At 65.2% G+C, this 1,677-nt stretch carries 2 protein-coding genes; one reads left to right on the forward strand and one right to left on the reverse strand.

Translation table 11 applies throughout. From position 1 onward, the window contains the following. Nucleotides 1-30 precede the first annotated feature (30 nt). Nucleotides 31-1,224 carry an IS630 family transposase gene (locus tag ACFWO8_RS33105; protein WP_378974756.1) on the reverse strand — a complete coding sequence of 398 codons (1,194 nt, stop codon included), beginning with the start codon at nt 1,222-1,224 and terminating at the stop codon, nt 31-33. 106 nt (nt 1,225-1,330) lie between these two features. Between ACFWO8_RS33105 and ACFWO8_RS33110 the strand changes: the two genes are divergently transcribed. Then, on the forward strand, nt 1,331-1,648 hold the full coding sequence (locus ACFWO8_RS33110; RefSeq protein WP_378974760.1) for a hypothetical protein: 318 nt from the start codon (nt 1,331-1,333) through the stop codon (nt 1,646-1,648). Nucleotides 1,649-1,677: the final 29 nt, after the last annotated feature.

A 1,677-nucleotide genomic window follows, 5' to 3' on the forward strand; every position in this document is an offset into this window, starting at 1 on the left:
AGTGGTCCTGGTCGTAGGTTTTTCGGGGGTTCACGCGGCTGCTGGTTGTGCGGCAGGCTGGTGGTCGCAGCCGGTGTGCTGCTGGGAGTGCTCGTTCTGTGTGTGCCGCTCGATCCGGGCCAGTAGGTCGGCGAGGTCGGTCTGGGTGAACTTCCATTCGTAGGGCCGAGCGGTCTCGTTGTAACGACGCTCGAAGGCGATGAGCCGGTCTTCGACCTGGTCAAGGCTGGTGAAGTCGTTGGGAGAGACAACTTTTCGCTGCACGATGGAGAAGTAGATCTCGATCTGGTTCAACCAGGACGCGTGCACCGGGGTATGGACCATGACCGCGTTGGGGAACCGTGCGGCTAGCCGGTCGCAGGCGGCTTTGCCGCGGTGTGACGAGCCGTTGTCGACCACCCAGAACACGCGTTTGGCCGAGGCGTAAGGCTCGCTGGTCATGACTTTTTCCACGAGGGTCATGAACGGCACGATCCCGGTCTTGGCCGCGCAGTGGCCGAACACGCGGGCGCCGCCGACGTCGTAGGCGGCAAGGTAGGACAACGATCCACCCCGGTCGTATTCGTGGTTGACGCGCATCATGCGGGCGGTGCCTGGTGCCAGGGTTGGGTGGCATCGGCAGCGGGCCTGGATCGAGGTCTTCTCGTCGGAGGAGATCACGTATTCGCCATCGGCCAACGGCTGCCCGTCCCAGGTCCGCTGGTAGAGGTCCAGCACCTGGGCGGCTTTGAGCCCGAAGCCGGGGTCGCGGACGAAGATCCACGACCGGTGCTGCCAGGGCTTGAGCGCGGCACCCGACAGGATCCGGCGCACGGTAGAGGCCGAAATAGCCTTGGCGATACCGGATTTGACCGCCTCAGCGGACAGTTCGCTGCTGCTCCACCGCGACAACGGCACGCCCGTCTGGGCCGGCAACTGGCAGGCCAGCGCTGTGACCTCGGCGCGTTGGAGCGGGCTGAAACGCGGGGGCCGGCCCGAGCGGGGCCGGTCTTTGAGCCCGTCGAACCCGTGGTCTGCGTATCGGCCACGCCAGGTGCGCACCGTGTCGAGATGGATCTGCCGCCGAAGAGCGATCTTGTTGTTGGAATAGCCAAGGGCGGCGTCCAGCACGATCCGGACACGGACGACCAGCGCGAATCCAGCGGTGCGGGAGTAAGCCAGTTTCTCGAGCCTGCGCCGCTCGGAGGCAGTCAACACAATCTGGCGAGCATGAGCAACCGGCACGAAAACAGTGTATTTACAACCTCTTTCGGCGCACCCGACCGCAACGGTCTTGCTCGATCCCGTCACCGGAGCCGGATCCACACGCGGGAAGCGGCAAGATGACCTCATGCCCGCGATCCCGGACTCGACTAAGACCTCCCTGGCCCAACGGCTGCGCCAACACGCCGCCGAGCGTTGGCCTCAGCTGAGCGGCCTGCACGTCCGATACCACGGCCAATTCGCCTACGTCGAGGGCGAACTGGCCGACGGCCACCGGCTGCCTCTCATCCGGCTCCGCTACGGCAGCTCGGCCTCCACCTGGGGATTCGGTCTCTACCTCGCCAGCAGCGGCAAATACGAAAACCAGATCCTGCCCACCGGCTTCACCGCAGGCAGCCCCCAGGAAGCCCTTGACTGCGCCTGCGATCTCTACCTCGGACACTGACCCCCGAACGACTTACGGGCGTGACCACT

The sequence above is a fragment of the Nocardia sp. NPDC058480 genome (assembly GCF_042720495.1).
Classification (GTDB): domain Bacteria; phylum Actinomycetota; class Actinomycetes; order Mycobacteriales; family Mycobacteriaceae; genus Nocardia.